The following is a 23,925-nucleotide window of genomic DNA, read 5'->3' as shown; positions in this document are numbered from 1 at the left end:
GTGGAAGTGATGAATAAGATCAAGAGATACGGTGACCATGTCAGCACAAAAGGACAATTCTGAACCCCGCCGCCCCGGTCGGCCACGCGGCGGCAAGCGCGTTACCGCCAGCCGTGAACAGCTGCTGGATATCGCCCTGAATCTCTTTTCCCGCCAGGGGATCGCCAATACGTCGTTGAACGCTATTGCCCGCGAAGCAGGCGTGACGCCCGCCATGCTGCACTACTACTTCAACTCCAGAGAACAGTTGCTGGATGCGATGATTGAGGAGCGCTTCCTGCCGTTACGCGAGCGGATCGGGGCGATTTTCGCCGACAACCGGGATTCGCCGGTGGATGCCCTGACGGAAATGGTCAGGGTGCTGGCCGAACTGGCGGAAAAGTATCGCTGGTTTGCCCCGCTGTGGATGCAGGAGGTGATTGGCGAGATGCCGGTACTGCGCACCCATTTGCAGGCACGCTTTGGCGATGAGAAATATCACACCACGCTGGCAATCATCAAAGGCTGGCAGCAGGAAGGAAAGCTGAATCCGGCGCTGGCCCCCGAACTGCTGTTCACTACGCTGCTGAGCCTGGTGCTGGTGCCGTTCTCCCGCATGCGCAATGACGAGAGGCTTAGCGCCCTCTCGCCGGAGATCGTGGTGCGCCACGTGTTAGCCGTGATAGGCACCGGGATCGGCGGTTAAAGATTTTTGGACAGATAGTGTCTCTGCATTCCCTGATAAGGGTAATCCTGCAAGGACATCTGCACCTGATAACCCTGTTTTTCATAGAACGGACGCGCCTGGAAGCTGACCGTATCCACCAGCGCGTGACGACAGCCTTTGCGACGGGCCTCCTCTTCAGCCGTTTTGATAAGCTGGCTTCCCACGCCCGTTCCCCGCACGCTGTCGCTGACCCACAGATAGTCGATGTTCAGCCAGTCGCCTTTCCGTACGCCGATTAACCCGCCCAGCATGACGCCATTGTCGTCTCGCATATATACGCCAATATCGCCACTAAACGTCGCCAGATCTAAATACTGCGCGTTATAGGCTCTTAGCCCCGTTAATAATTCTTCTTTTTCTTCAGCCGTGACTTTATCTGTAATGCTCAGGTGCATAAATCTCTCCTTATTTTCAGCGCAATCTGAATATCTCACAGCTTAACCTTCATAAAAACTCCTTATTTCCTCCATTGTTTAAACAAGGAAATATTCATTCAATATGTAAATAAAAAAAACCTTTCCAATAGGCTCCGAAAACGTATAATGAGAACGATCATTCTCACTTTTTACGGTAGCCGACGATGAGCACAAAGCTGGAAGAACGACAAAAACTACGGCAGGACGAAATCATCACCGCCGCGCGCCGCTGCTTTCGCGCCAGTGGATTTCACGCTGCCAGCATGTCGCAGATCGCCAGCGAAGCCAGGCTCAGCGTCGGACAAATCTATCGCTATTTCAGTAACAAAGACGCGATCATTGAAGAGATGATCCGGCGCATTATCGACTCACGTATTGAGGAGATGCAGGGCAAAACCCTGGTTGAAGGGATGCCGCAGGCGCTTGCCTGGCGCCAGACGCTTAACGAAGATGATGACGCGCTAATGCTCGAAATGTCCGCAGAGGCCACGCGCAATCCGCTGGTGGCAAACATGCTGATCGAAGCCGAAGCCCGCATGTTCGCCAACGCTTGTGAGCACCTTAAAAAGCAGTTCCCCCACCTGAGCGATGAGCATATTCGCTGCTGCGTGGAGATTACCGCTGTGATGATCGAAGGCACGATTTACCGTCGACTCACGCCTTTAAAAGTACCGTCAGAACAATTAGAGCCCATATACCAGAATATTTTAAATATGCTTTTCTCTGCGAAGTAATCGCATGTGAATAATTAGCGGAAATAAGTAATTTCCCTTTTTTCATTTCTGGCTCAGCCAGAGATGCGGGATCGCTGTGCTTTTAATTAGCCCTCCTCCCTGTTAAGCGATTAACAGGGCAGGCTTCGTTCACCCTGGAAAAAGATTATGAAAACCATAACAACCTCCATCGCAGCATTACTCCTCCTGACAGGGTGCGATAATGCGCAAACATCTGCTCCTCAACGTCCTCTTCCGGAAGTGGGGATTGTCACACTCATGAGCCAGCCGGTGTCCGTCGTTAGCGAGCTGACCGGCCGCACCGCCGCCGCGATGAGCGCCGAAGTGCGCCCTCAGGTGGGCGGCATTATTCAGAAACGGCTCTTCACCGAAGGCGATACGGTCAAGGCCGGGCAGGCGCTGTATCAGATCGATCCTTCCAGCTACCGCGCCGCTTATAATGAAGCTGCCGCCGCACTGAAACAGGCGCAGGCGCTGGTGCAGGCCGACTGCCAGAAAGCCCGACGCTATGCGCAGCTGGTGAAGGACGACGGCGTATCACGTCAGGATGCGGAAGACGCGAAGTCCACCTGTGCGCAGGACAAGGCCAGCGTCGAGTCAAAGAAAGCCGCGCTGGAAAGCGCCCGCATTAACCTCAACTGGACCACCGTCACCGCGCCGATTGCCGGACGTATCGGCATCTCCTCTGTGACCCCCGGCGCGCTGGTGACCGCCCAGCAGGATACCGCGCTGGCCACCATTCGCGGGCTGGACAGTATGTACGTCGATTTAACCCGTTCCAGCGCCGATCTGCTGCGTTTACGCAAGCAAACCCTCGCCAGCAACAGCGATACGCTGAACGTGTCGTTGATCCTCGAAGACGGCAGCAGCTACAGCGAAAAAGGCCATCTGGCGTTAACCGAAGTGGCGGTGGATGAGTCTACCGGCTCAGTTACCCTGCGCGCCGTCTTCCCGAACCCGCAGCATCAGCTTCTGCCGGGCATGTTCGTCCGCGCCAGAGTGGATGAAGGCATCATGAATGACGCGATCCTCGCCCCGCAGCAGGGCATCACTCGCGACGCCAAAGGCACCGCCACCGCGCTGGTGGTGAACGCCAGCAACAAGGTCGAACAGCGTCAGCTGGAGACGGGTGACACTTACGGCGACAAATGGCTGGTGCTGAGCGGTTTGAAGGCTGGCGATAAGCTGATTGTGGAAGGCACCGACAAAGTCACCGCCGGGCAGGAAGTGAAAGCTGAAGAGATGAAAACCAACGGAGGAAACGCCTGATGTTTTCCCGTTTCTTCGTGCGTCGCCCGGTCTTTGCCTGGGTTATCGCCATTCTCATCATGCTCGCCGGGATACTGGCGATCCGCACGCTGCCCGTTGCGCAGTACCCGGACGTTGCCCCGCCGTCGATCAAAATATCCGCCACCTACACCGGCGCCTCCGCACAAACGCTGGAGAACAGCGTGACGCAGGTGATCGAGCAGCAGCTCACCGGGCTGGATAACCTGCTCTACTTCACCTCCACCAGCAGCTCGGACGGGTCGGTGAGTATTAACGTCACGTTTGAACAGGGAACCGATCCGGACACCGCTCAGGTACAGGTGCAGAACAAAGTCCAGCAGGCGGAATCGCGCCTGCCGACCGAGGTGCAGCAGTCCGGGATCACCGTCGAAAAATCCCAGAGCAACTTCCTGCTGATCATGGGCGTATATGACAAAACCGACACCGCCAGCAGCTCGGATATCGCCGACTGGCTGGTGAGTAATATGCAGGATCCGCTGGCGCGCGTGAATGGGGTCGGTAGCCTACAGGTGTTCGGTGCAGAATACGCGATGCGCATCTGGCTCGACCCGGCGAAGCTGGCGTCGTACTCGCTGATGCCCTCCGACGTGCAGAGCGCGATTGAAGCGCAGAACGTGCAGGTTTCCGCCGGTAAAATCGGCGCGCTGCCCTCGTCGAACGCCCAACAGCTGACCGCCACCGTCCGCGCTCAGTCGCGTCTGCAAACGGTCGATGAGTTCAAAAAGATCATCGTCAAGAGCCAGTCCAACGGTGCGGTGGTGCGCATCAGCGACGTCGCGCGCGTGGAGATGGGCAGCGAAGATTACACCGCCACCGCGAAGCTGAACGGCCACCCGGCGGCGGGTATGGCGGTGATGCTCTCACCGGGCGCCAACGCGCTTAACACCGCCACGGCGGTAAAAGATAAGATCGCCGAGTTCAAAAAGTCGATGCCGGAAGGCTACGATGTGGCCTACCCGAAAGACAGCACCGAGTTCATCAAGATCTCCGTTGAGGACGTGATTCAGACCCTGTTCGAAGCCATTATCCTCGTGGTGGTGGTGATGTACCTGTTCCTGCAAAACATCCGTGCGACGCTGATCCCGGCGCTGGCGGTGCCGGTGGTGCTGCTGGGCACCTTCGGCGTGCTGGCGCTGTTCGGTTACTCCATCAACACCCTGACGCTATTTGCGATGGTGCTGGCGATAGGGCTTTTGGTGGATGACGCCATCGTGGTGGTGGAAAACGTCGAGCGTATTATGCGCGACGAAGGGCTGCCCGCCCGGGAAGCGACCGAAAAATCGATGGGCGAAATTTCCGGCGCGCTGATCGCCATTGCGCTGGTGCTCTCTGCGGTATTCCTGCCGATGGCCTTCTTCGGCGGCTCTACCGGGGTCATTTACCGCCAGTTCTCGGTCACCATTATTTCGGCGATGTTCCTCTCCGTGGTGGTGGCGCTGACCCTGACGCCCGCGCTGTGCGGCTCGATCCTGAATCACACCGCTCCGCACAAAAAGGGCTTCTTCGGCGCGTTTAACCGCTTCTACAGTAAGACCGAGCACAGCTATCAGAACAAGGTGCTGCGCGCCCTGCGCCGTTCCGGTGGCATGCTGGTGATCTACGCCCTGCTCTGCGGCGCGATGGGGTTCGCCATGCTAAAACTGCCGGGCAGCTTCCTGCCAACCGAAGACCAGGGTGAAATCATGGTGCAGTACACCCTGCCTGCCGGCGCAACCGCGGTGCGTACCGCCGAGGTAAGCCGCCAGGTACGCGAGTGGTTCCTCACCAAAGAGAAAGCCAATACCGACGTGATCTTCACCATTGAAGGCTTCAGCTTCAGCGGCAGCGGCCAGAACGCCGGGATGGCGTTCGTCTCCCTGAAAAACTGGTCAGAGCGCAAAGGCGATGAGAATACCGCCCAGGCCATTGCCCTGCGCGCCACGCAGGAGCTGAGCACCATTCGGGATGCCACAATTTTCGCCATGACGCCCCCGGCGGTGGATGGTTTAGGCCAGAGCAACGGCTTTACCTTTGAGCTGATGGCCAGCGGCGGCACCGACCGCGACGCGCTGCTGAAACTGCGTAACCAGCTGATTGGCGAAGCCAACCAGGACAACTCGCTGCACGCCGTGCGCGCCAACGATCTGCCGCAGATGCCGCAGCTTCAGGTGGATATCGATAACAACAAAGCCGTGTCGCTGGGGCTGTCCCTGAGCGACGTCACCGACACCCTCTCCAGCGCCTGGGGCGGGACCTACGTGAACGACTTTATCGATCGCGGCCGCGTGAAAAAGGTCTACATCCAGGGCGACAGCGACTATCGCGCCGTGCCGTCGGATCTCAACAAGTGGTATGTGCGCGGCAGCGACAGCACCATGACACCGTTCTCCGCCTTCGCCACCACCCGCTGGGAGTACGGCCCGGAAAGCCTGGTGCGCTACAACGGCTCGGCGGCGTATGAGATTCAGGGCGAAAACGCCAGTGGCGCCAGCTCCGGCACGGCGATGAGCAAAATGGAGCAGTTGGCAAACAGCCTGCCGTCCGGCAGCACATGGGCGTGGAGCGGTTTGTCGTTGCAGGAAAAACTGGCGAGCGGCCAGGCGATGAGCCTTTATGCCCTCTCGATCCTGGTGGTGTTCCTGTGCCTGGCAGCGCTGTATGAGAGCTGGTCAGTACCGATTTCGGTCATCATGGTGATCCCGCTAGGGGTGCTGGGCGCGGCGGTTGCCGCCTCCCTGCGCGGCCTGAACAACGACGTCTATTTCCAGGTGGCGCTGCTGACCACCATCGGTCTGTCGTCGAAGAACGCCATTCTGATTGTCGAGTTTGCCGAAGCCAAAGTGGCCGAAGGCTACTCCCTGACGCGCGCCGCCCTGCGGGCCGCCCAGACGCGTCTGCGTCCGATCATCATGACCTCGCTGGCGTTTATCGCAGGCGTGACGCCGCTGGCGATTGCCACCGGCGCCGGGGCCAACAGCCGCGTGGCGATCGGTACCGGTATTATCGGCGGGACGCTGGCCGCGACGCTGCTGGCCATCTTCTTTGTTCCTTTATTCTTTGTACTGGTGAAACGTCTGTTCTCCGGTAAGCACGCAAACCGGAGGTCATAATGTTTCGTGTAACCGTATTAACGTTAGCGCTGCTGAGCGCAGGCTGTGTGTCGTTAGACCCAACGTATCAGCGCCCGGACGCCCCCGTCCCGACGACGTTGCCGGGCGCCCATGGCGAAGCCAACGCCGTGGTGAGCCAGTGGCAGCAGGTGATGAATGATGCGCGGTTGAAAAGCGTGGTGACGATGGCGCTCAACAGCAACCGCGACGTGCAAAAAGCGATTGCGGATATCGACGCCGCCCGTGCCCAGTATGGCGAAACGCGCTCGTCCCTGTTCCCGACGGTGGACGCGGAACTGAGCCACACCCGCAGCCGCACGCTGGCGAGCGGTGTCGCGACAAGTGACGAAGCCAACGGCGCGGTCTCCAGCTTCGAACTGGATCTGTTTGGCCGCAACCAGAGCCTGTCGCGTGCCGCGCGTGAAACCTGGCTTGCCAGCGAATTCACCGCGCAGAACACGCGCCTGACGATGGTCAGCGAGCTGACCACGGCCTGGGTGACGCTGGCGGCGGATAACAGCAATCTGGCGCTGGCGAAGTCCACCCTGGACAGCGCCGCAAACTCACTCAAGATTGTGAAGCGCCAGCAGGAAGTAGGCGTGGCAGCGGCAACGGACGTCAGTGAAGCGATGGCGGTTTACCAGCAGGCGCGCTCCAGCGTGGCGAGCGACCAGACGCTGGTGATGCAGGACAAAAACGCTCTCAACCTGCTGGCGGGCGATACGGTGCCCGAGAACCTGCTACCCGGCACGCTGGAGAGCCTGAGCGACAACGCCATCACGCTGATCCCGGCGGGCGTTAGCTCCAGCGCGCTGCTGCGTCGTCCGGACATTCAGGAGGCGGAACACAACCTGCTGAGCGCCAACGCCAACATCGGCGCGGCGCGCGCCAACTTCTTCCCGACCATCTCGCTCACCGCCAGCGCGGGCGTCGGCAGCGATTCGCTGTCGTCCCTGTTCAGCCACGGGATGAAGGTCTGGTCGTTTGCCCCTTCCATCACCCTGCCGCTGTTCAGCGGCGGCAACAATATGGCGCAGCTGCGCTATGCGGAAGCCGAGAAAAAAGGGTTAATTGCGACCTATGAGAAAACCATCCAGAGCGCGTTCAAGGACGTGGCCGACGCGCTGGCCCGGCGCGAAACGTTGAGTGAACAGCTTGATGCCCAGCGTGAATACGTGGCGGCGGAGCAAAAAACGCTGGATGTGGCGACGCGCAGTTACAAGGCTGGCGCGGGCGATTATCTGACGGTGCTCACCGCGCAGCGGTCGCTGTGGTCGGCGCAGGAATCACTGATTGCCTTGCAGCAAACCGACCTGGAAAACCGCATCACGCTGTGGCAATCGCTGGGCGGCGGGATTCAGTAACATCACTGCCGGGCGGCGCAACGTTGCCCGGCCATCAGAGTAAATACCTATGGCAAAAGTCTCTTTTTCTTTCGCGGCCATCCTTGGCCTGCTGACGGCGATCGGGCCGCTGTGTTCCGATTTTTATCTTCCGGCGCTGCCGGAGATCGCCACCCAGCTCAACACCTCCACAACGCTGACGCAGCTTTCTCTTACCTCGGCGCTGATTGGCCTGGGGCTGGGACAACTCTTTTTCGGCCCGCTAAGCGATCGCATCGGACGTAAAACGCCGCTGCTGTTCTCACTTTTGCTGTTTGTACTGGCTTCAGTGCTTTGCGCCAGCACGCAGAATATTTACGCCCTGATCGGCTGGCGATTTGTGCAGGGCGTTGCCGGGGCGGGCGGCTCCGTACTTGCCCGCTCCATCGCCCGCGATAACTATCATGGCACGATGCTAACGCAGTTTTTTGCCCTACTGATGACGGTCAACGGCATCGCGCCCGTGGTGTCCCCGGTACTCGGTGGCTATATCGCGTCGCATTTCGACTGGCGGATGCTGTTCTGGGTAATGGCAGGGGCGGGTCTGGCGCTGCTGATCGCCAGCCAGCTTTTTATCCGCGAGTCCCTCACAGAGAAACAGGGCAGGGGATCGCTGACGCAAACCGCCAGGACGGTACTTAAAAATCGTCGCTTTATGCGCTACTGCCTGATCCAGGCCTTCATGCTGGCGGGGCTGTTCGCCTATATCGGGGCATCCTCCTTTGTGATGCAAAACGAGTATGGCCTGAGCGCCATGCAGTTCAGCCTGCTGTTCGGTGTGAACGGTATCGGCCTGATCGTCTCAGCGCTGATTTTCTCCCGTCTGGCACGCCGCCATCTGGCGGAAAGATTGATGCGAACAGGCCTCGTTCTGGCGTTGTCCTGCGCGGGGCTGACATTGCTCTTTGCGTGGATGCAGCTTTCCGTTCCGGCACTGGTTGCACTCTTTTTCACCGTCGCATTTAACAGCGGGATCAGCACCATTGCGGGTTCAGAAGCGATGAGCGCAGTCGACACGAAGGAGTCCGGCACAGCGTCAGCCATTCTGGGCATGCTGATGTTTTTATTCGGCGGGATCGCAGCGCCTCTCGCGGGTATCGGCGGAGAAACGATGCTGAAAATGAGTCTCGCGGTGTTAGTAAGCTATGGCATTGCACTGGCGATCGGATCCCGCACGCAGAATGCGTAAATTCATACTTTTGGCTTGAATCGCGTTGATGAATGTAACGATATATTTCAGGGGAAGCATGTGACTTTCAAAGGAGGTTTCGATGAAATCTGCACACCTGGTTTGCCTGCTCGTTTGCCTGATTTTCGCTGCGTTTGTTCACGCGCAGGAGAAGAGCGCTCCGGAGAAAGAGGCCCAGATAAAACAGCAGGTCCTGAAAGATGTAAAGAAAACCTGTACCCCGCAGAAAAAGCAGAGCGATAAGGCCTGGCAGGCGATGATTTTGTCGTCTGAGGCCAATCAGCTGCTGATCAAAAACGCCATCACCGCCGTGAAGCGTGACAACCTGGACGCCTACTGGGATGCAGTCAGTCAGGTGGATTGTATGGAAGATTACTGAGGGTTGAGCGCCGGGTGGCGCCGCGCTTACCCGGCCTACATTACACGTTTAACGCTTCCGCACATCCGGAATAATTAAATCCCCGCGCAGCACGTAGGACCCCAGCATCTGCGTTTTCTCTGTCAGCCAACTCACGATACGCGCCGCCATGGCGTCCATGGAATACTCAATGGCCGGGATCACTGGGATACCCGGCAGATGCAGCGAACCGCCGAGGCTAAAGACCATGATGTCTTCCGGTACCGATTTATTAAACGCCTGTAACTGCGGGATCACCCGCTGGGCTTCCTGCTCATCCGCCACCAGCAGCGCGTTGAAGTTCAGCGTGGACGCGTTGTTGAGTAATTCCTGAAGCGCAACGGACGATGAAGTTGCGTCCATAAACACGAGGTTGCGATTAAAGGGCAGGAAGTTTTTCTCCAGCGCATGTTTGTAACCCAACAGCACCTGATCGGCAAAGCCGCTGCCGTGCGGGTGGATGAGCGCTATCTGGCGACGCCCCTGGCTGGTGAGATAGTTGCAGGCCGTTTCAGCCGCGAACGCGTGATCGAACTGAATGCTGTTGGCGTTATCGGCTTCCATACAGTCGACCAGAATCACGTTGTCCATGTCCACGTCCAGCGGGAAACGCGCGCCAATCACCAGAATGTCATCACATAAGCCGCAGGAGAGTTCTTCAAGGGCGTTCATCACTTCTGTTTTCGTGTGTGCGAAACGCAGCAGCAGATGTTTTTGATGCTGGCTGAGGTGTTTTTCCAGCGCGTACAGGTAACCGGTGGTCTGGTTAATGTTTTCCTGCGCGCAAATCACCCCAATGCAGCCCGTCGACTGGCTGAGCAGCGACTGGGCGATCACGTTGGGACGATAGTTCAGCTCGTCCACCGCTTTCAGAACAGCCTGGCGGCTGGCTTCTTTAACGCCACGCGACCCGCTCAACACCCGTGATACCGTGGCTTTGGACACCCCGGCCAGACGCGATACATCGTTGATTGTAGACATCTCTCTCCCCTGTCAGACGCAACTGGCGTCTGTAATTTCCATCACCGCTACGGCTCACATTATAGCCAGAACGGAGTATATCCGTTTCCGTTTTCCATGGAAACCGATTTTCCGTTTCCACTCAATTTGATGCCAAAACAGCCAAATTATGTGACCCACATCCGGTTAATTAGCCTCATAAGTAATGGATCTTGATGGTTGTCACACTTCTGTCTTTTATAAATGGAAACCGGTTTCCGTATCATGTCCAATCATCCTCGCAATAACTTTTTACATTTTGAGGATGGTTGTCGATGTTCAAGATTATGCTGTGCTGCTCTGCCGGGATGTCCACCAGCCTGCTGGTCAGCAAAATGATCGATGTAGCAAAAGAACGGGGCTTACCCGTGAAGATAGATGCGTATGGCGTATCCGAATTTGATACGCAGTTTCCGCACTATCAGGTGGTGCTTCTCGGACCGCAAGTGAAATACATGTTAAAGACACTCTCAGACAAGGCAGCGACGCAAGGCATTCCGGTGCAGCCCATCGACATGATGGATTACGGCATGCAGCGTGGCGATAAAGTACTGGACTATGCTCTGTCGCTTATCGAAGCGGCACACTAAAAGGTGTTCACATGAGTTCGTTATATCAATCTATGGTCGCGGTCATTGAGCAATCAATTACCCCGCTGGCCGCGAAGCTGGGTCAGCAAAAGTATGTGATTGCCATCCGCGACGGCTTTACCGCCGCGCTGCCGTTTATGATCATCGGCTCGTTTATGCTGGTGTTTATCTTCCCGCCGTTTTCGGCGGATACCACCAACAGCTTCGCCCGCGGCTGGCTGGATTTCTCCGAGACCTACCGCGAACAGCTGATGCTGCCCTTTAACCTCAGCATGGGCGTGATGACCTTCTTCATCTCGGTGGGGATTGGGGCGAGCCTGGGGCGTCAGTTTAACCTCGATCCGGTGATGTCCGGCCTGCTGGCCTTTATGGCCTTCCTGCTGGTCGCAGCACCCTATGCCGATGGCAAAATTTCGACCCAGTATCTCTCCGGCCAGGGGATCTTCACTGCGCTTATCACCGCGATCTACTCCACCCGCGTGTACGCGTGGCTGAAGCAGAACAACGTCACCATCCGCCTGCCGAAAGAGGTGCCGACCGGCGTGGCGCGTTCGTTTGAGATCCTGATCCCGGTGATGGTGGTGATCGGGACGCTGCACCCGCTGAACCTGTTCATTGAAGCGCAGACCGGCATGATTATCCCGCAGGCGATCATGCACCTGCTGGAGCCGCTGGTCTCGGCGTCTGACTCCCTGCCCGCGATTCTGCTCTCCGTGCTGCTGTGCCAGATCTTCTGGTTCGCGGGTATCCACGGGTCGCTGATTGTCACCGGCATCATGAACCCGTTCTGGATGGCGAACCTCTCTGCAAACCAGGCGGCACTGGCGGCGGGCGCGGCGCTGCCGCACGTTTATCTGCAAGGTTTCTGGGATCACTACCTGCTGATTGGCGGCGTAGGCTCGACCCTGCCGCTGGCGTTCCTCCTGCTGCGTAGCCGCGTTACCCATCTGCGCACCATCGGCAAAATGGGCGTTGTGCCAAGCTTCTTTAACATCAACGAACCGATTCTGTTCGGCGCGCCGATCATCATGAACCCGATGCTGTTTATCCCGTTCGTGTTCGTTCCGCTGGTCAACGCCTGCCTGGCGTACGGCGCAACTAAACTCGGCTGGCTGGCTCAGGTGGTTTCGTTAACCCCGTGGACCACGCCCGCGCCGATTGGCGCCTCGTGGGCGGCGAACTGGGCGCTGAGCCCGGTGGTGATGTGCCTCGTCTGCATGGTGATGTCGGCGCTGATGTACCTGCCGTTCCTGCGCGCCTATGAGCGTACGCTGATTAAAAACGAAGAGCAGAAAGCCCAGGCTGCAACCGTGGGTGCCGCTGAAGCCACAAGCAATTAAGTCAAAGAGGAAGGGTCATGAAATACGCATTTCCCGATAACTTCTGGTGGGGCAGCGCAAGCTCCGCTCTCCAGACGGAAGGGACACGAGAGGGTGAAACCACGTGGGACTACTGGTTTGCCCGCGAGCCGAACCGTTTTCACAACGGCGTGGGGCCGCAGCACACCTCCACGTTTTATCAGCACTGGAAAACGGACATTCAGCTGTTAAAACAGCTGAACCACAACAGCTTTCGTACCTCGATTAGCTGGGCGCGCCTGATCCCCGACGGCATCGGTGAAGTGAACCCGGACGCGGTCGATTTTTACAATCAGGTTATTGATGAGCTGAATGAACAGGGCATCACGCCGTTTATCACCCTGTTCCATTTCGACATGCCGATGGCGATGCAGGAAATTGGCGGCTGGGAAAACCGTGACGTAGTGGACGCTTACGCCCGCTATGCGCAGATATGCTTCGAGCTGTTCGGGGACCGCGTGCTGCACTGGTTTACCTTCAACGAGCCGATTGTTCCGGTGGAAGGCGGTTATCTGTATGACTTCCACTACCCCAACGTAGTGGATTTCCGCCGGGCGGCCACCGTGGCGTATCACACGGTGCTGGCCCATGCGAAGGCGGTTCAGGCCTACCGCGCCGGGCACTACGCGGGGGAGATCGGCATCGTGCTGAACCTGACGCCGTCGTATCCGCGTTCGCAGAACCCGGCAGACGTGAAGGCGGCGCACGTTGCGGATCTAATGTTTAACCGCAGCTTCCTCGACCCGGTCCTGCGCGGCGAATACCCGGCGGATCTGGTGGCGCTGCTGAAATCTTACGACCAGCTGCCCGCCTGCAAGCCGGAAGACGGTTTCCTGATTGCGGAAGGGAAAATCGACCTGCTCGGCATTAACTACTATCAGCCGCGTCGCGTGAAGTGTCGCGACAGCGCGGTGAACCCGCAGGCGCCGTTTATGCCGGAGTGGTTCTTTGATAATTACGAGATGCCGGGCCGCAAGATGAACCCGTACCGCGGCTGGGAAATCTACGAGCCGGGTATTTACGATATTCTGGTTAACCTGCGCGACCATTACGGCAACCCCCGCTGCTTTATTTCGGAAAACGGCATGGGTGTCGAAAATGAGCAGCGCTTTATTGAAAACGGCCAGATTAACGATCAATACCGCATTGATTTTATTTCTGAGCATTTATCGTGGCTGCACAAAGGTATTAGCGAAGGCTGCAATTGTCTTGGCTACCATATGTGGACATTTATTGATAACTGGTCGTGGTGTAATGCGTATAAAAACCGCTACGGTTTTATTCAGCTCGATGTAGAGACGCAGCAGCGCACCATTAAAAAAAGCGGAGAGTGGTTTGCCGCCACCGCCTTAAATAATAGTTTTGATAAAGAGTAATGATGATGATCGCACTAGAAGAAGCCGTAATGGAAATTATCGTCAACGCCGGCCAGTCCCGCAGCCTGTGCTTTGAAGCCCTGCACGCGGCGCGTCAGGGCAACCTTGACGAGGCCAAAAGCCTGCTGCGCGAAGCCGACGGCTATGCGCGCCAGGCGCACAAGATGCAGACCAAACTGATTGAGCAGGACGCGGGCGAAGCCCGCCAGCCGATGACATTAATTATGGTGCACGCGCAGGATCATTTAATGAATTCGCTATTAGCGCGTGAATTATCTGAAGAGATTATTCATTTATATCAGAGATAGTCTATGGCGAAATAATTTAATGTAATACCTCTGTACCTAAAACTAGAAATCCACTTGTTCTGATGATAGCGACATATTCTGTCAGATCGGAGCGGGATGGTTATTGTCTGAATAAAATTAAACTATATTGAGATAACCATGAATACGATTAAAAAACTTCCATTAACCATGGCGGTTATCGCCGCGCTTTGCCCAATTTCCGTCCTCGCTCAGGAATTCACTCAGGAGCAAATCGACGCCATTGTGGCGAAAGCGGTGGATAAAGCCCTGGCCGAGCGTCAGGCTAAAATGGATGCGGCGGTCGCGAAAAAAGCGGACGTGGTGACCGAGCCGCAGAGCGCGGCGCAATCCCCGGATATGGCGATCCCGTTCGGGGTTAAATTTACCGGCTACGCCCGCTACGGCGCGCACTTCCAGGCTGCCGATCAGAAATACGTGGCTGTCGATGGCTCCTACAACGGCGCGTCCGCGATCGGTCGTCTGGGTAACGAAGGCAACGGCGGCGAGTTCCAGCTCTCCAAAGCTTTCAAGGGCGAAAACGGCGCCATCTGGGACATCAACGTGATGATCGACCACTGGGGCGACGAAGTTAACCTCAAGAAAGCCTACGCCGGCGTGACCAACATTATGGCCTCCAACCCGAACGCCTACTTCTGGGCGGGTCGCGACTTCCACCAGCGTCCGCAGCAGGGCATCAACGATTACTTCTGGATGAACCACGACGGTCAGGGCGCCGGGGTGAAGAACTTCGATATCGGCGGCGTGCAGTTTGACGTCGCTGCCGTGGCGGCAGTGGAATCCTGTAGCCCGGAAGTGATGGAAGACGAAGCGAACCCGTCACGCATCACCTGTACCGGCGGGTCCGGCACGGGCGACAAAGGTAACTACGCGGCCACCTCTAAAATCCACGGCATGAAGCTCGGTCCGCTGGATCTGGAGCTGTACGCCAACTACGGCTTTGATTCAAAAGCGGTAGAGAGTGACGAGCGTCTGAACGCCTGGCAGGGCGGCGTGGTGCTGAGCCACACCAACGACAGCGGCGTGAACAAGGTGATCGCCCGCTACTCCGATAATTCTGACAACAGCGTGTTCAATAAAACCGAAGACCTGACCACGGTCTACGCCAGCTTCGAAGGGCTGTACAAATTCACCCAGGCGACGCAGGTGGAGTACATCCTCGCCTTCCACGATTACGACAATAGCCGCGATAAGACCGACAACCGCAAGAACTACAATGCCATCGTGCGCCCGATGCACTGGTGGAACGACGTTCACTCCACCTGGCTGGAAGCGGGCTGGCAGCACGTGGATTACGACAACGGCGGCGACAACAAGGGCTGGAAGCTGACCCTGTCGCAGAACATGTCTATCGCCATGGGGCCGGAGTTCCGCCCGATGCTGCGCTTCTACGTGACCGGCGGCAAGGTGGATAACGAACGCACCGCGCGCGTGAACAACACCAAAGATGAGACGCTGGACGACTTCAACGTCGGCGCGATGTGGGAGGCGTGGTTCTAAAGTAAAAGCAAAACGGCAACGAAAGTTGCCGTTTTTAATGTTCGCTCCCTCTCCCCGTGGGAGAGGGCCGGGGTGAGGGCATCAGGCCGCACACAACCATGCTATGCTGTTGACCGAATTAACGACAACATAACAGGGGAGAACATGGGTTCCACACGCAAAGGGATGCTCAATGTCCTGATCGCCGCCGTTTTATGGGGCAGTTCCGGGGTTTGCGCGCAGTACATCATGGAGAAAAGCCACATTTCTTCGCCTTACCTGACCATGGTTCGTCTGCTGTTTACCGGCGTGATCCTGTTGACGCTCTCCTTCGTTCACGGCGACAAGATTTTCTCGGTCATCAAAAACCGCAAAGACGCCCTCAGCCTGCTGTTTTTCTCGCTGGTTGGCGCGCTCACCGTGCAGCTCACCTTCCTGCTGACGATTGAAAAATCCAACGCTGCGACGGCCACCGTGCTCCAGTTTCTGTCGCCGACCATTATCGTGGCATGGTTTGCGCTGGCGCGGAAAACGCGTCCCGGCATATTTGTCTTATCCGCGATTTTCACGTCGCTTGTGGGTACCTTCCTGCTGGTCACCCACGGCGACCCGACGTCGCTCTCCATCTCGCCTGCCGCGCTGTTCTTCGGTATCGCCTCAGCGTTTGCCGCGGCGTTTTACACCACCTATCCATCGACGCTGATTGCCCGCTACGGCACGCTGCCGATTGTCGGCTGGAGTATGTTGATTGCGGGATTAATGCTGACGCCGTTCTACGCCGGACGCGGCACCACCTTCGTGATCGACGGCGGCCTGCTGCTGGCGTTTTTCTACCTGGTGGTGATTGGCACCGCGCTGACGTTCAGCCTGTATCTGAAAGGCGCACAGATGATCGGCGGGCCGAAAGCGAGCATTCTGAGCTGCGCCGAACCGCTGAGCAGCGCGCTGCTGTCGGTGGTGTTGCTGGGGGTGGCATTCACCCTGCCGGACTGGCTGGGGACGCTGTTGATTGTGTCGTCGGTGGTGTTGATTTCGATGGATTCACGCAGAAGGGTTAAGGCATCGGCGTAGCCTGATGCCCTCACCCCAACCCTCTCCCACGGGAGAGGGAGAAAAGCACTACTTCGCCTTAACCTTCCCCGCCACCAGCAGCGCCGTCAGCAGCATCAGCGTGCCGGAAATCACCAGCGGTGACGTCAGCCCCAGATGGTCGAGCGCTACGCCGCCCACCGCCGCGCCGCAGGTGTTCGCCAGCTGGATCACCGCTACCTGAATCGACCCGGCTTTTTCCGCCTGATCGGCAAGCGAGCGGGTGATCCACGTCGACCAGCCCACCGGCACCAGCGCAAAGGCAAAGCCCCAGATAATCGCGATGGCAGACGCCACCCACTTATCGCTGCCCCACAACACCAGCACCGCGGCGCTGATCGCCAGCACCAGCGGGGCACCCGCCAGCGCCACCTTCAGGGAGCGCTTCAGGAACTGAGACGACAGTGAGGTGCCGACAAAGCTGGCGATACCGAAGCTCAGGAGCACCAGCGTCAGGCCGTCCACGTCAAAGCCCGCCATGGTCATATACACCGGGCGGATATAGGTGAAGAAAGCAAACTGCCCGGCAAAGGCCATGAAGATGGCGGTCATCCCCGCCAGCACGCCCGGACGTTTCAGCAGCGCGAACATGTTCTGTTTGTGGTGCGCCGCCTCACCCGGCAGGGACGGCAGCGCTTTCCACACCCAGATAATGCACAACACGCCCATCACCGCCGCCGCGTTGAACACGTTACGCCAGCCGATAATCCCGCCGAGGAAGCTGCCCAGCGGCGCGGCAATCACCAGCGCGATGGAGACCGCGCCGAAGATGACGGACAGGGCCTTCGGCACCGTACGCGCGGGCACCAGGCGCATGGTCAGCGAGGCGGACATCGCCCAGAAGCCGCCTAATCCCAGCCCCAGGCAGGCACGGCCGAGCAGCAGCAGGGTGAAGCTTTCAGCGAAAGAGACCAGCAGGCAGGAGAGCGTCAGCAGCACGCTGAACAGAATGACCACTTTACGACGGTCAATGGTGCCGATCGCCTGAGTGATAAACAGGCTGGCGAACATCGCCACAAACGCGGTGACGGTAACGGACTGCCCCGCCACGCCCTCGGAAATGCCCAGATCCTGCGCCATCGGCGTCAGCAGGCTCACCGGTAGAAACTCAACGGTAATCAGGCAGGCGACGCAGAACGCCACGGAGAAAACCGCCGACCAGTTGGGGCGCGACACCTCTTTGGTCTGCGGTGTGGTCGTGGGCTGGGTATGTTCTGTCATGGCATCACCTGAAGATAAAAACGTGCGGAAAAGTCGCGCAGTTTATCATCAAAAGTGTGACGAATTTAACGTTTCGACAACTTTTCTTGCATCGCTGCATTCGCCAGCCCAACGATCCACTCCTGGTGCCCGTTGATCATCGGATTCGGCACGGTGCGAGCAAGTTCCTGTGCAGGAACGCCTTTCTGCGACTCCTGAGTCAGAATACGGACGCGGTTTCCCGGCAAGTCTTCAAACAGCCAGGCGTGGATCACATCCAGACGCGAGCTGGCATCGCCCTCCACCCAGCCGTGCCAGGCGATCCGTGCGGCTTCGCCGTCAACGGGCGGAACATACTCCGTGACCTGCGCCTCAACCGGGAAGCCAAAGGTCGTAAAGCGGAAGCGGGCGTTGGCGCTCAGTTCCGGACCGCTGCCGTCGTGAAAACGAATATCTTCGGCGTTGCTGTAGTAGTTCGGCCACAGGGTAGTGTCGTTAAGCTGCGCCCAAATCTCTTTTGCGCTCAGCCCGGCGACGATGATTTCGTTGGATGCAAAGTTATCGGTTGTGCCTGGCAGGTAGTCGTTTGGCCAGATAATGGCGGATTGTTTCATGGTTCACCTCAGCAGCGAGTGGATGAAGTGATGGTGCGCCTGCGGCAGATATAAATCTAATGACGATGCTTTATACTCTTCATCACGTTTCGTGATATCAGTGCAGATAAAACACGCCCTCTTCCGGGAGGAAAAGCTGGTTATAGCGCAGCTGGAAGGCGTCAAGCTCCTGCGGATCGGGCTCTATCTCGCGCATGAAGCCGAGCGCGAGGCGGATTTGCGCATCGGTGATCGGTGCGGCCAGGCGGGCTTTACGCAGCATGCGGTGCCAGGTATGCAGATTCTCTTCGCTCCCGTCGACGATGCAGACCTGCCAGATAAGCAGGACCTGGGCGGCGTTTTGCAGGTGCGCTTCGTCTGGGCGCTCAAGGTAGCGGATAAACTCATTGCCCGGCGTTTTACCGAACTGGTCGATCATCGATTCTACCGGCATCGGGGTGATACCCAGCCGTTCGCTCAAGCGTTTGATGGCGCGGCGGGAATCCGAGGTCAGGACACGAAACCCAACTACAAACACCACGGCAAGCGTTGCCAGCATTATCCAGACCATGCGTTCTCCTTAGACTAGCCGCCCATCATAGCGGGAAACGCAACGCGTCGACAGCGGGCAGCGCCATAATAGTGAACGGAAAAGAGGTAGCAAAACATCATGAAAGCGGATCTGCGCACGCTGGATCTAAACCTGCTGAAAACGCTTGACGCTCTGCTGGATGAACGCAGCGTCACCCGCGCGGCGGCGCGTCTTGCTCTGACCCAGCCCGCCGTGAGCGGCATGCTCAACCGCCTGCGGGACTACTTCGACGATCCGCTCTTTATCCGCGCCCCGCACGGCATGGTGCCAACCACGCGCGCGGAAGCGCTGGCCGCTCCGGTGAAGCGCATTCTCGCGGATATCGACGTGCTGCTTCAGCCCGTTGCCTTTGACCCAAATACCGCTCGCCTCACCTTCACTCTTGCCGCTACGGATTATGCACTTCGGGCGGTTGTTGTGCCGTTTATCGCCGCCCTTAAAACACAGGCGCCTGGCATACGCGTGCGCGTGGTGCCCGTTACCCCCGGTAGCCTTGTCAGCCAGCTTGAGCAGGGCGCTATTGACGTAGCGCTTATCACCCCCCACACCACGCCCGATGAGCTTCACAGCCGTGCGCTTTATGATGAACGGTACGTATGCATGATGCGCGCCGATCATCCAAACGCCGGAGAGCCAATGACGTTAGACCGATTTTGCGCCCTTGAGCATGTGCTGGTCTCTTACGAGGGAGACGGCTTTCGCGGGGTAACCGATAGCGCGCTGGAGAAAATTGGCCGGACGCGGCACGTGGGGCTCTCGGTGAGCCACTTTTTGGTTCTGCCGGACGTGCTGGCCCTCAGCGATATGATTGCCGTCGTGCCGTCACGCATCGCGGAAAATCAGACGGGGATGTTCATCTGCGAGACGCCAGTTCCCGTGCCAGGCTTTACCAAGAGCATGGCCTGGCACGGCAGAACGCACCGCAATCCCGCGCAGGCGTGGCTGCGCGGGCTGTTGCTGCAAACCAGTCAGCGGGCCTGAAGCCCCTTAAGCAGCGCCTCGTGGAAGCGCTCAGGATCCTGCATCTGCGGCGCGTGGCCCATGTCGTTAAATTCCACCAGCGTAGCGTGCGGGATGCGCTTCGCCGTCTCCTTTCCCAGCACCGCATAGTTGCCGAGCGTTTTGCGGATCTCAGGCGGGGCGAGATCTTTCCCGATGGCGGTGTTGTCCTTCGTGCCGATCATCAATAATACCGGCATTTTCAGCTCGTTAAATTCATAGACGACCGGCTGGGTATAAATCATGTCGTAGAGCAGCGCCGAGTTCCACGCCACGCGCGCTTTGCCTGGCCCGTTGTTTAACCCGGCAAGCATGGTGACCCAGCGCTCGTACTCCGGCTTCCACTCCCCGGCGTAGTAGGTGTTTTTCTCGTACTGACGAATGCCGTCGGCGCTGACTTTCAGCTCGCGCTGGTACCACTGGTCAACCGTGATATGCGGCACGCCGCGCGCTTTCCAGTCTTCAAGCCCTATTGGGTTCACCATCACCAGCTGCTGCACCTGCTGCGGCCACATCAGCGCGTAGCGGGTCGCCAGCATGCCGCCGGTCGAATGGCCGATAACCGTGACGCGATCGACGCCCAGCGTTTTCAGCAGCGCGTGGGTGTTATCCGCCAGCTGCTGGAAGGTGTACTGATAATGCTCCGGCTTGGTGGATTTGCAGAAGCCGATCTGGTCGGGTGCGATCACGCGATACCCGCTGGCTGAAAGCGCGCGGATCGTGCCGTCCCAGGTACCGGCGCAGAAGTTTTTGCCGTGCATCAGCACCACGGTGCGGCCGTTGGGTTTTTCCGGCTTCACGTCCAGGTAAGCCATATCCAGAGGCTGGTTCTGCGAGGTAAAGGTAAAGTGTTTTACCGGCCAGCCGTAGTCAAAACCTTCCAGCTTCTCGCCGTAGGTGGGGGCATCCGCGGCCATTGCGGGGGAGGCCAGCGCCATCAACAGCGCCAGGCAGGACAATCGTCGGGTCAACATGCAAGCTCTCCGTTAGCAAAAAGGGCTAAGGCTGCACGAAAGGCGGCAGCAAAAAAACTGTAGAGCATGGAGAAGGGCGGGTGTGTAAAGCGGGGTAAAGGTAGTATGAAATATCGTTCTTATCACTGCTCGCAAACCATCCAGGGACGATACCATGAACTTCCGAGCGCTATCGTTCAGCCGTGCCTGCTGGTGGCGTTGTCATCATCCGTCTTCCGGTACGGTGCTGCGTAGCTGTAGTGCTTGTCTTACTGCGTACGCTCACTGTAGCATCCAGCAGCATGGTGGCTGTCCGGTAGTTATAATCCCGCGTGGCGACGGTACGGTGGCAACACTGTGCCAGTGTCCGCACATCCCAGACCGATTCTGCCGCCCCGTCAAGCAGATCCGATAGCTCGCGGTGCGGCAGACGCACATCAAACCGGTAGAATAAAATATTCAGTCCACAAAACTTAGATAAAGTTTTTTATTGCCAAACTCTCCGATCAATCTATCGCCATATATTTGCTTATCAATGCCTATATAAAACAACCTTTCATCTTTCGAAATGCAACTATCTATCTTACCTTTAAGACATAACTGATAATCACCTACCCAGTACTTAACTTCCTCACTATCATGAGGAGGCTCAGTCTTGTTTTTTATAAAAAGTATATAATCGCATTTATTAACAAAAGGCTTCCACTTATCCAAAATGAATGTTTTCTCTCGACTCCATAATTTAGCAAGGTTTGATTTCGTCAGCGGAGCATTATCTACCAATACAATAGTTGATTTACATTCACTACCCCAGCGCTTGTCATAAGTTATATCTTGATATATCCCAGATACTTTTGCTGGTTTTAAAAACAAATAAATCACGCTTATTATAACGCCGATAATTATCACTAAAAAAATATATTTAAACTTCATTTATCACCCTTCAACAACCATTGAAAACTCAGCCTCGTTAATGAATGGCATATATCCAAATTCCGTATAACGCTGAAGAATGAACCATGAACAAAACCATGGAAAGTCTTCAAACCATTTCCCATTAACATCAGCAACATCTAAACCAAAGTGATCCTGTATTTGAAATGAAATTTCGGCTTTAAATTTACCGTCACTAACATCTATATAATTAAGATAAATTTGCGTGGAATAAGTATCATGGATAGTTATTCCTAAACCATTAAACCAATCATAGTTATCGAATTTAGGAAGCTTAACACCATTCCTTATTTTTTCATTTAACACGTTTAAGTCATTAACCGAAAGACTCATATAACCATTGTCATCAAGTAATGATTTAATAAACCCCTTAATTTTATTAACACATTCCACTGTAGTTACATGTTTAGAAAATGCCTTATTCAAAAGATTATGCTTTAAAACCCCACCTTCGTTCGCTTTAAACTTTTTGAGCATGATATTTATAAGACTTGAATATTCTCCCCAAGCAGTCCAGTACCCCATACTATCCATGCTCTTAAAATGCTCATCAATAGTCTTGTCAAAATTGAAAAAGTTAACTTTAAACTCCTGCCCCCAAATGTCAACTTTGTTCATTTTTCCCTGAGCGAGTATCTGCTCTTTCGCCATATCACCGTACCGCATATCATCAGCAGTGAAGTCATTCATTTTTTTGATGGTTTTAAAGATCAAACGGCGCTCTGCTTTTTGTATCTGCGTGATAAATACTCGGGGTTCAAAATGCCAAATCTGACCACTGAGTTCCTTCTGTACCTCAGCAGGCAATTTATCAAAGAAGCATAACGACTTTATGTGTTCCTTGAGTTCATTGTAATCATCATCGGTCAATGGCTCGGGTAGATGATCTGTTTTTGTTTTTACCCATGAAAAACGCGCATCGAATGTTGAAAAATCCCACTCGAATGGAAACTTGCAAATTGAGTGTTTAAGCAGATCTTTTGCATCATCATTCTTTTTTTCTGCATATAACTTTTTTATAATTTTTGAATTACACTGGCTATCGCTGGATGCGTCGTCATCAATCAGAGACCATCCTGCCCAGTCAGGTAGTTCGGCCTCGCTGTAAGTCATTATATTATTAGTACAGACATCGACCCACCCACTTCCACCAGGGATCGCAATCTTAACCCACTGACTGTATCCCATGGCATTTTTCAGGGAATCAACCCCTGATGCTTCGCTGATATAATTGACGCCCACAGCAACACTGCCGATGTGGTCATAGAAACCATCATTTTTTTTTCGCAGCGTTTTTGTATCTCCCCCACTGTTGATAATATATAAATCTTCCGTCGTAAGGTTCGCTGGAGCGTGCACAAAACCTTTAGGAATATCCCCATAAACAGGAGTACCCGCTGGGAAATAATAGTACTCACTACCGTATACAGGCTTTACCCTTCCCGGGAACGCAATATTTATCCCTCCATCAATTCGACCACACAGTACATCGAGCATTTTTTGCTCGCAACAAATCTGGAAGTGGAATGCATTTTTTCCATCCACGACACCCGACGTACCTAAGACTTGCTCACGTTTTATACGCTGTCCAATATTAGACAAAATTTCAAATCGAACCTGCTTCAGGTGCATGGTCAACGAATAAAAAACAAACTCGACAGGATCTTCGCCAATCAATATCTTATGTCGGATCAGTACACACCCATCGTCCGTTTTCCCATTATAAGCCAGTGGCTTTTTATCTTTGTTTTCGGATGGAGACCTGGCATAAATAATAGTACCGTCAGCAATTGCCCGGATGGGGTTGGCCTGTGCACTGGAAATATCTGTATGAGGAATATGTATGCCCCCGTGCCATGCACCCACAGGATTTACGGGATAATTACGTGCAGTATCGACAGGCATGCACTGAAAAACCCAGTCGCTGAAAATGCCATTCGGGGAATATGGTAATAAAATAGGAGGGGAAATATGCATCGTTCAATCCTTGATTATGAGAACAGAATTTTTTTAATGGACTGTAAATCTGTGACTTCGCCAGCAACAGAAGGTAAATCAGTTTCAATTGTATTTTTCCCCGCTGCCATTGTCCGTTTAACCTTCCGTATATACATCGCGGTCGTACCATACTCTACCTTCCCCGCCTCCAGCCGCTGGTAACTCCCGCCCCCGATGAGCGTGATGCGCTTCTTGCCCGCAAACGTGATGTCGCTC

At 55.8% G+C, this 23,925-nt stretch carries 23 protein-coding genes and 1 pseudogene; 14 read left to right on the top strand and 10 right to left on the bottom strand.

The genetic code is table 11. The features are described 5' to 3' along the window. The first annotated feature begins 37 nt into the window (after nucleotides 1-37). A complete protein-coding gene (locus tag DD597_RS20175) occupies nucleotides 38-685 on the top strand; it encodes a TetR/AcrR family transcriptional regulator (protein WP_045336006.1) in 648 nt (215 codons plus the stop codon). Here the strand turns inward: DD597_RS20175 and DD597_RS20170 are convergent. Further along, nucleotides 682-1,101: a GNAT family N-acetyltransferase gene (locus tag DD597_RS20170; RefSeq protein WP_022650109.1), complete on the bottom strand. Its 420-nt coding sequence runs from the start codon at nucleotides 1,099-1,101 to the stop codon at nucleotides 682-684. The genes DD597_RS20175 and DD597_RS20170 overlap by 4 nt on opposite strands. Before the next feature lie 185 nt (nucleotides 1,102-1,286). Here DD597_RS20170 and DD597_RS20165 point away from each other — a divergent pair, with 185 nt between their 5' ends. The 6 genes from DD597_RS20165 (at nucleotide 1,287) to DD597_RS20140 (ending at nucleotide 9,185) form a co-directional block, all read left to right on the top strand. Beyond that, a complete protein-coding gene (locus DD597_RS20165) occupies nucleotides 1,287-1,856 on the top strand; it encodes a TetR/AcrR family transcriptional regulator (protein ID WP_022646570.1) in 570 nt (189 codons plus the stop codon). A gap of 147 nt (nucleotides 1,857-2,003) precedes the next feature. Then, a complete protein-coding gene (locus DD597_RS20160) occupies nucleotides 2,004-3,125 on the top strand; it encodes an efflux RND transporter periplasmic adaptor subunit (protein WP_023315101.1) in 1,122 nt (373 codons plus the stop codon). Further along, nucleotides 3,125-6,235: an efflux RND transporter permease subunit gene (locus tag DD597_RS20155; protein ID WP_129256539.1), complete on the top strand. Its 3,111-nt coding sequence runs from the start codon at nucleotides 3,125-3,127 to the stop codon at nucleotides 6,233-6,235. Before DD597_RS20160 ends, DD597_RS20155 begins: the two co-directional genes overlap by 1 nt. After that, on the top strand, nucleotides 6,235-7,599 hold the full coding sequence (locus DD597_RS20150; protein ID WP_129256538.1) for an efflux transporter outer membrane subunit: 1,365 nt from the start codon (nucleotides 6,235-6,237) through the stop codon (nucleotides 7,597-7,599). Before DD597_RS20155 ends, DD597_RS20150 begins: the two co-directional genes overlap by 1 nt. A gap of 49 nt (nucleotides 7,600-7,648) precedes the next feature. Beyond that, the gene (locus tag DD597_RS20145) at nucleotides 7,649-8,806 is read left to right on the top strand and encodes a multidrug effflux MFS transporter (protein WP_022650105.1); all 1,158 of its coding nucleotides are present in this window, start codon (nucleotides 7,649-7,651) and stop codon (nucleotides 8,804-8,806) included. A gap of 82 nt (nucleotides 8,807-8,888) precedes the next feature. Continuing rightward, on the top strand, nucleotides 8,889-9,185 hold the full coding sequence (locus DD597_RS20140; protein WP_003861030.1) for a YicS family protein: 297 nt from the start codon (nucleotides 8,889-8,891) through the stop codon (nucleotides 9,183-9,185). A 48-nt stretch (nucleotides 9,186-9,233) separates the two neighbouring features. Here DD597_RS20140 and DD597_RS20135 read toward each other — a convergent pair whose 3' ends face one another. After that, on the bottom strand, nucleotides 9,234-10,184 hold the full coding sequence (locus DD597_RS20135; protein ID WP_003861033.1) for a LacI family DNA-binding transcriptional regulator: 951 nt from the start codon (nucleotides 10,182-10,184) through the stop codon (nucleotides 9,234-9,236). 293 nt (nucleotides 10,185-10,477) lie between these two features. Here DD597_RS20135 and DD597_RS20130 point away from each other — a divergent pair, with 293 nt between their 5' ends. From DD597_RS20130 to DD597_RS20105, 6 genes are all read left to right on the top strand, one after another. Beyond that, the gene (locus DD597_RS20130) at nucleotides 10,478-10,792 is read left to right on the top strand and encodes a PTS sugar transporter subunit IIB (RefSeq protein WP_003861034.1); all 315 of its coding nucleotides are present in this window, start codon (nucleotides 10,478-10,480) and stop codon (nucleotides 10,790-10,792) included. A gap of 11 nt (nucleotides 10,793-10,803) precedes the next feature. Further along, complete coding sequence (locus DD597_RS20125; RefSeq protein ID WP_003861036.1) at nucleotides 10,804-12,132, top strand: PTS cellobiose transporter subunit IIC; 1,329 nt, start codon at nucleotides 10,804-10,806, stop codon at nucleotides 12,130-12,132. A 17-nt stretch (nucleotides 12,133-12,149) separates the two neighbouring features. Continuing rightward, nucleotides 12,150-13,526: a glycoside hydrolase family 1 protein gene (locus DD597_RS20120; RefSeq protein WP_045346064.1), complete on the top strand. Its 1,377-nt coding sequence runs from the start codon at nucleotides 12,150-12,152 to the stop codon at nucleotides 13,524-13,526. Between the two features lie 5 nt (nucleotides 13,527-13,531). Beyond that, a complete protein-coding gene (locus DD597_RS20115) occupies nucleotides 13,532-13,834 on the top strand; it encodes a PTS lactose/cellobiose transporter subunit IIA (protein WP_014168006.1) in 303 nt (100 codons plus the stop codon). Nucleotides 13,835-13,972: 138 nt separating this feature from the next. Beyond that, nucleotides 13,973-15,352 (top strand): carbohydrate porin, encoded by a 1,380-nt coding sequence (locus tag DD597_RS20110; RefSeq protein WP_022650103.1) that lies wholly within the window; start codon nucleotides 13,973-13,975, stop codon nucleotides 15,350-15,352. A 144-nt stretch (nucleotides 15,353-15,496) separates the two neighbouring features. Beyond that, nucleotides 15,497-16,402: an EamA family transporter gene (locus tag DD597_RS20105; protein WP_023315096.1), complete on the top strand. Its 906-nt coding sequence runs from the start codon at nucleotides 15,497-15,499 to the stop codon at nucleotides 16,400-16,402. A gap of 48 nt (nucleotides 16,403-16,450) precedes the next feature. On the opposite strand, the gene nepI is transcribed toward DD597_RS20105, so the two are convergent. The 3 genes from nepI to DD597_RS20090 form a co-directional block, all read right to left on the bottom strand. Then, entirely contained in the window at nucleotides 16,451-17,641 is a 1,191-nt protein-coding gene (gene nepI, locus DD597_RS20100) for a purine ribonucleoside efflux pump NepI (RefSeq protein ID WP_023326393.1), read from the bottom strand. 65 nt (nucleotides 17,642-17,706) lie between these two features. Further along, nucleotides 17,707-18,234 carry an SRPBCC domain-containing protein gene (locus DD597_RS20095; protein ID WP_003861040.1) on the bottom strand — a complete coding sequence of 176 codons (528 nt, stop codon included), beginning with the start codon at nucleotides 18,232-18,234 and terminating at the stop codon, nucleotides 17,707-17,709. A 97-nt stretch (nucleotides 18,235-18,331) separates the two neighbouring features. Next, nucleotides 18,332-18,784 (bottom strand): DUF1198 domain-containing protein, encoded by a 453-nt coding sequence (locus DD597_RS20090; protein WP_003861042.1) that lies wholly within the window; start codon nucleotides 18,782-18,784, stop codon nucleotides 18,332-18,334. 99 nt (nucleotides 18,785-18,883) lie between these two features. Between DD597_RS20090 and DD597_RS20085 the strand changes: the two genes are divergently transcribed. Next, the gene (locus DD597_RS20085; protein WP_023323928.1) at nucleotides 18,884-19,786 is read left to right on the top strand and encodes a LysR family transcriptional regulator; all 903 of its coding nucleotides are present in this window, start codon (nucleotides 18,884-18,886) and stop codon (nucleotides 19,784-19,786) included. Here the strand turns inward: DD597_RS20085 and DD597_RS20080 are convergent. The 5 genes and pseudogenes from DD597_RS20080 to DD597_RS20060 form a co-directional block, all read right to left on the bottom strand. After that, nucleotides 19,774-20,778, bottom strand: coding sequence for an alpha/beta fold hydrolase (locus tag DD597_RS20080; protein WP_129256537.1), 1,005 nt, complete (start codon nucleotides 20,776-20,778; stop codon nucleotides 19,774-19,776). The genes DD597_RS20085 and DD597_RS20080 overlap by 13 nt on opposite strands. A 169-nt stretch (nucleotides 20,779-20,947) precedes the next feature. Beyond that, on the bottom strand, nucleotides 20,948-21,193 hold the full coding sequence (locus tag DD597_RS20075) for a hypothetical protein (RefSeq protein WP_126296865.1): 246 nt from the start codon (nucleotides 21,191-21,193) through the stop codon (nucleotides 20,948-20,950). A gap of 23 nt (nucleotides 21,194-21,216) precedes the next feature. Further along, nucleotides 21,217-21,690, bottom strand: a complete 474-nt coding sequence (locus DD597_RS20070; protein ID WP_045895476.1) for a hypothetical protein — start codon at nucleotides 21,688-21,690, stop codon at nucleotides 21,217-21,219. 3 nt (nucleotides 21,691-21,693) lie between these two features. After that, nucleotides 21,694-23,688, bottom strand: coding sequence for a DUF3289 family protein (locus DD597_RS20065; RefSeq protein WP_129256536.1), 1,995 nt, complete (start codon nucleotides 23,686-23,688; stop codon nucleotides 21,694-21,696). Between the two features lie 14 nt (nucleotides 23,689-23,702). After that, a pseudogene (locus DD597_RS20060) lies at nucleotides 23,703-23,925 on the bottom strand (type VI secretion system tip protein VgrG); the annotation flags it as partial.

The organism is Enterobacter cloacae complex sp. 677-3DZ2D5B, assembly GCF_004136695.1.
In the GTDB taxonomy this organism is placed as follows: domain Bacteria; phylum Pseudomonadota; class Gammaproteobacteria; order Enterobacterales; family Enterobacteriaceae; genus Enterobacter; species Enterobacter hormaechei_C.
The sequence above is the reverse complement of the archived record's forward strand: the minus strand, read 5'-3'. Positions and strand labels throughout refer to the sequence as shown.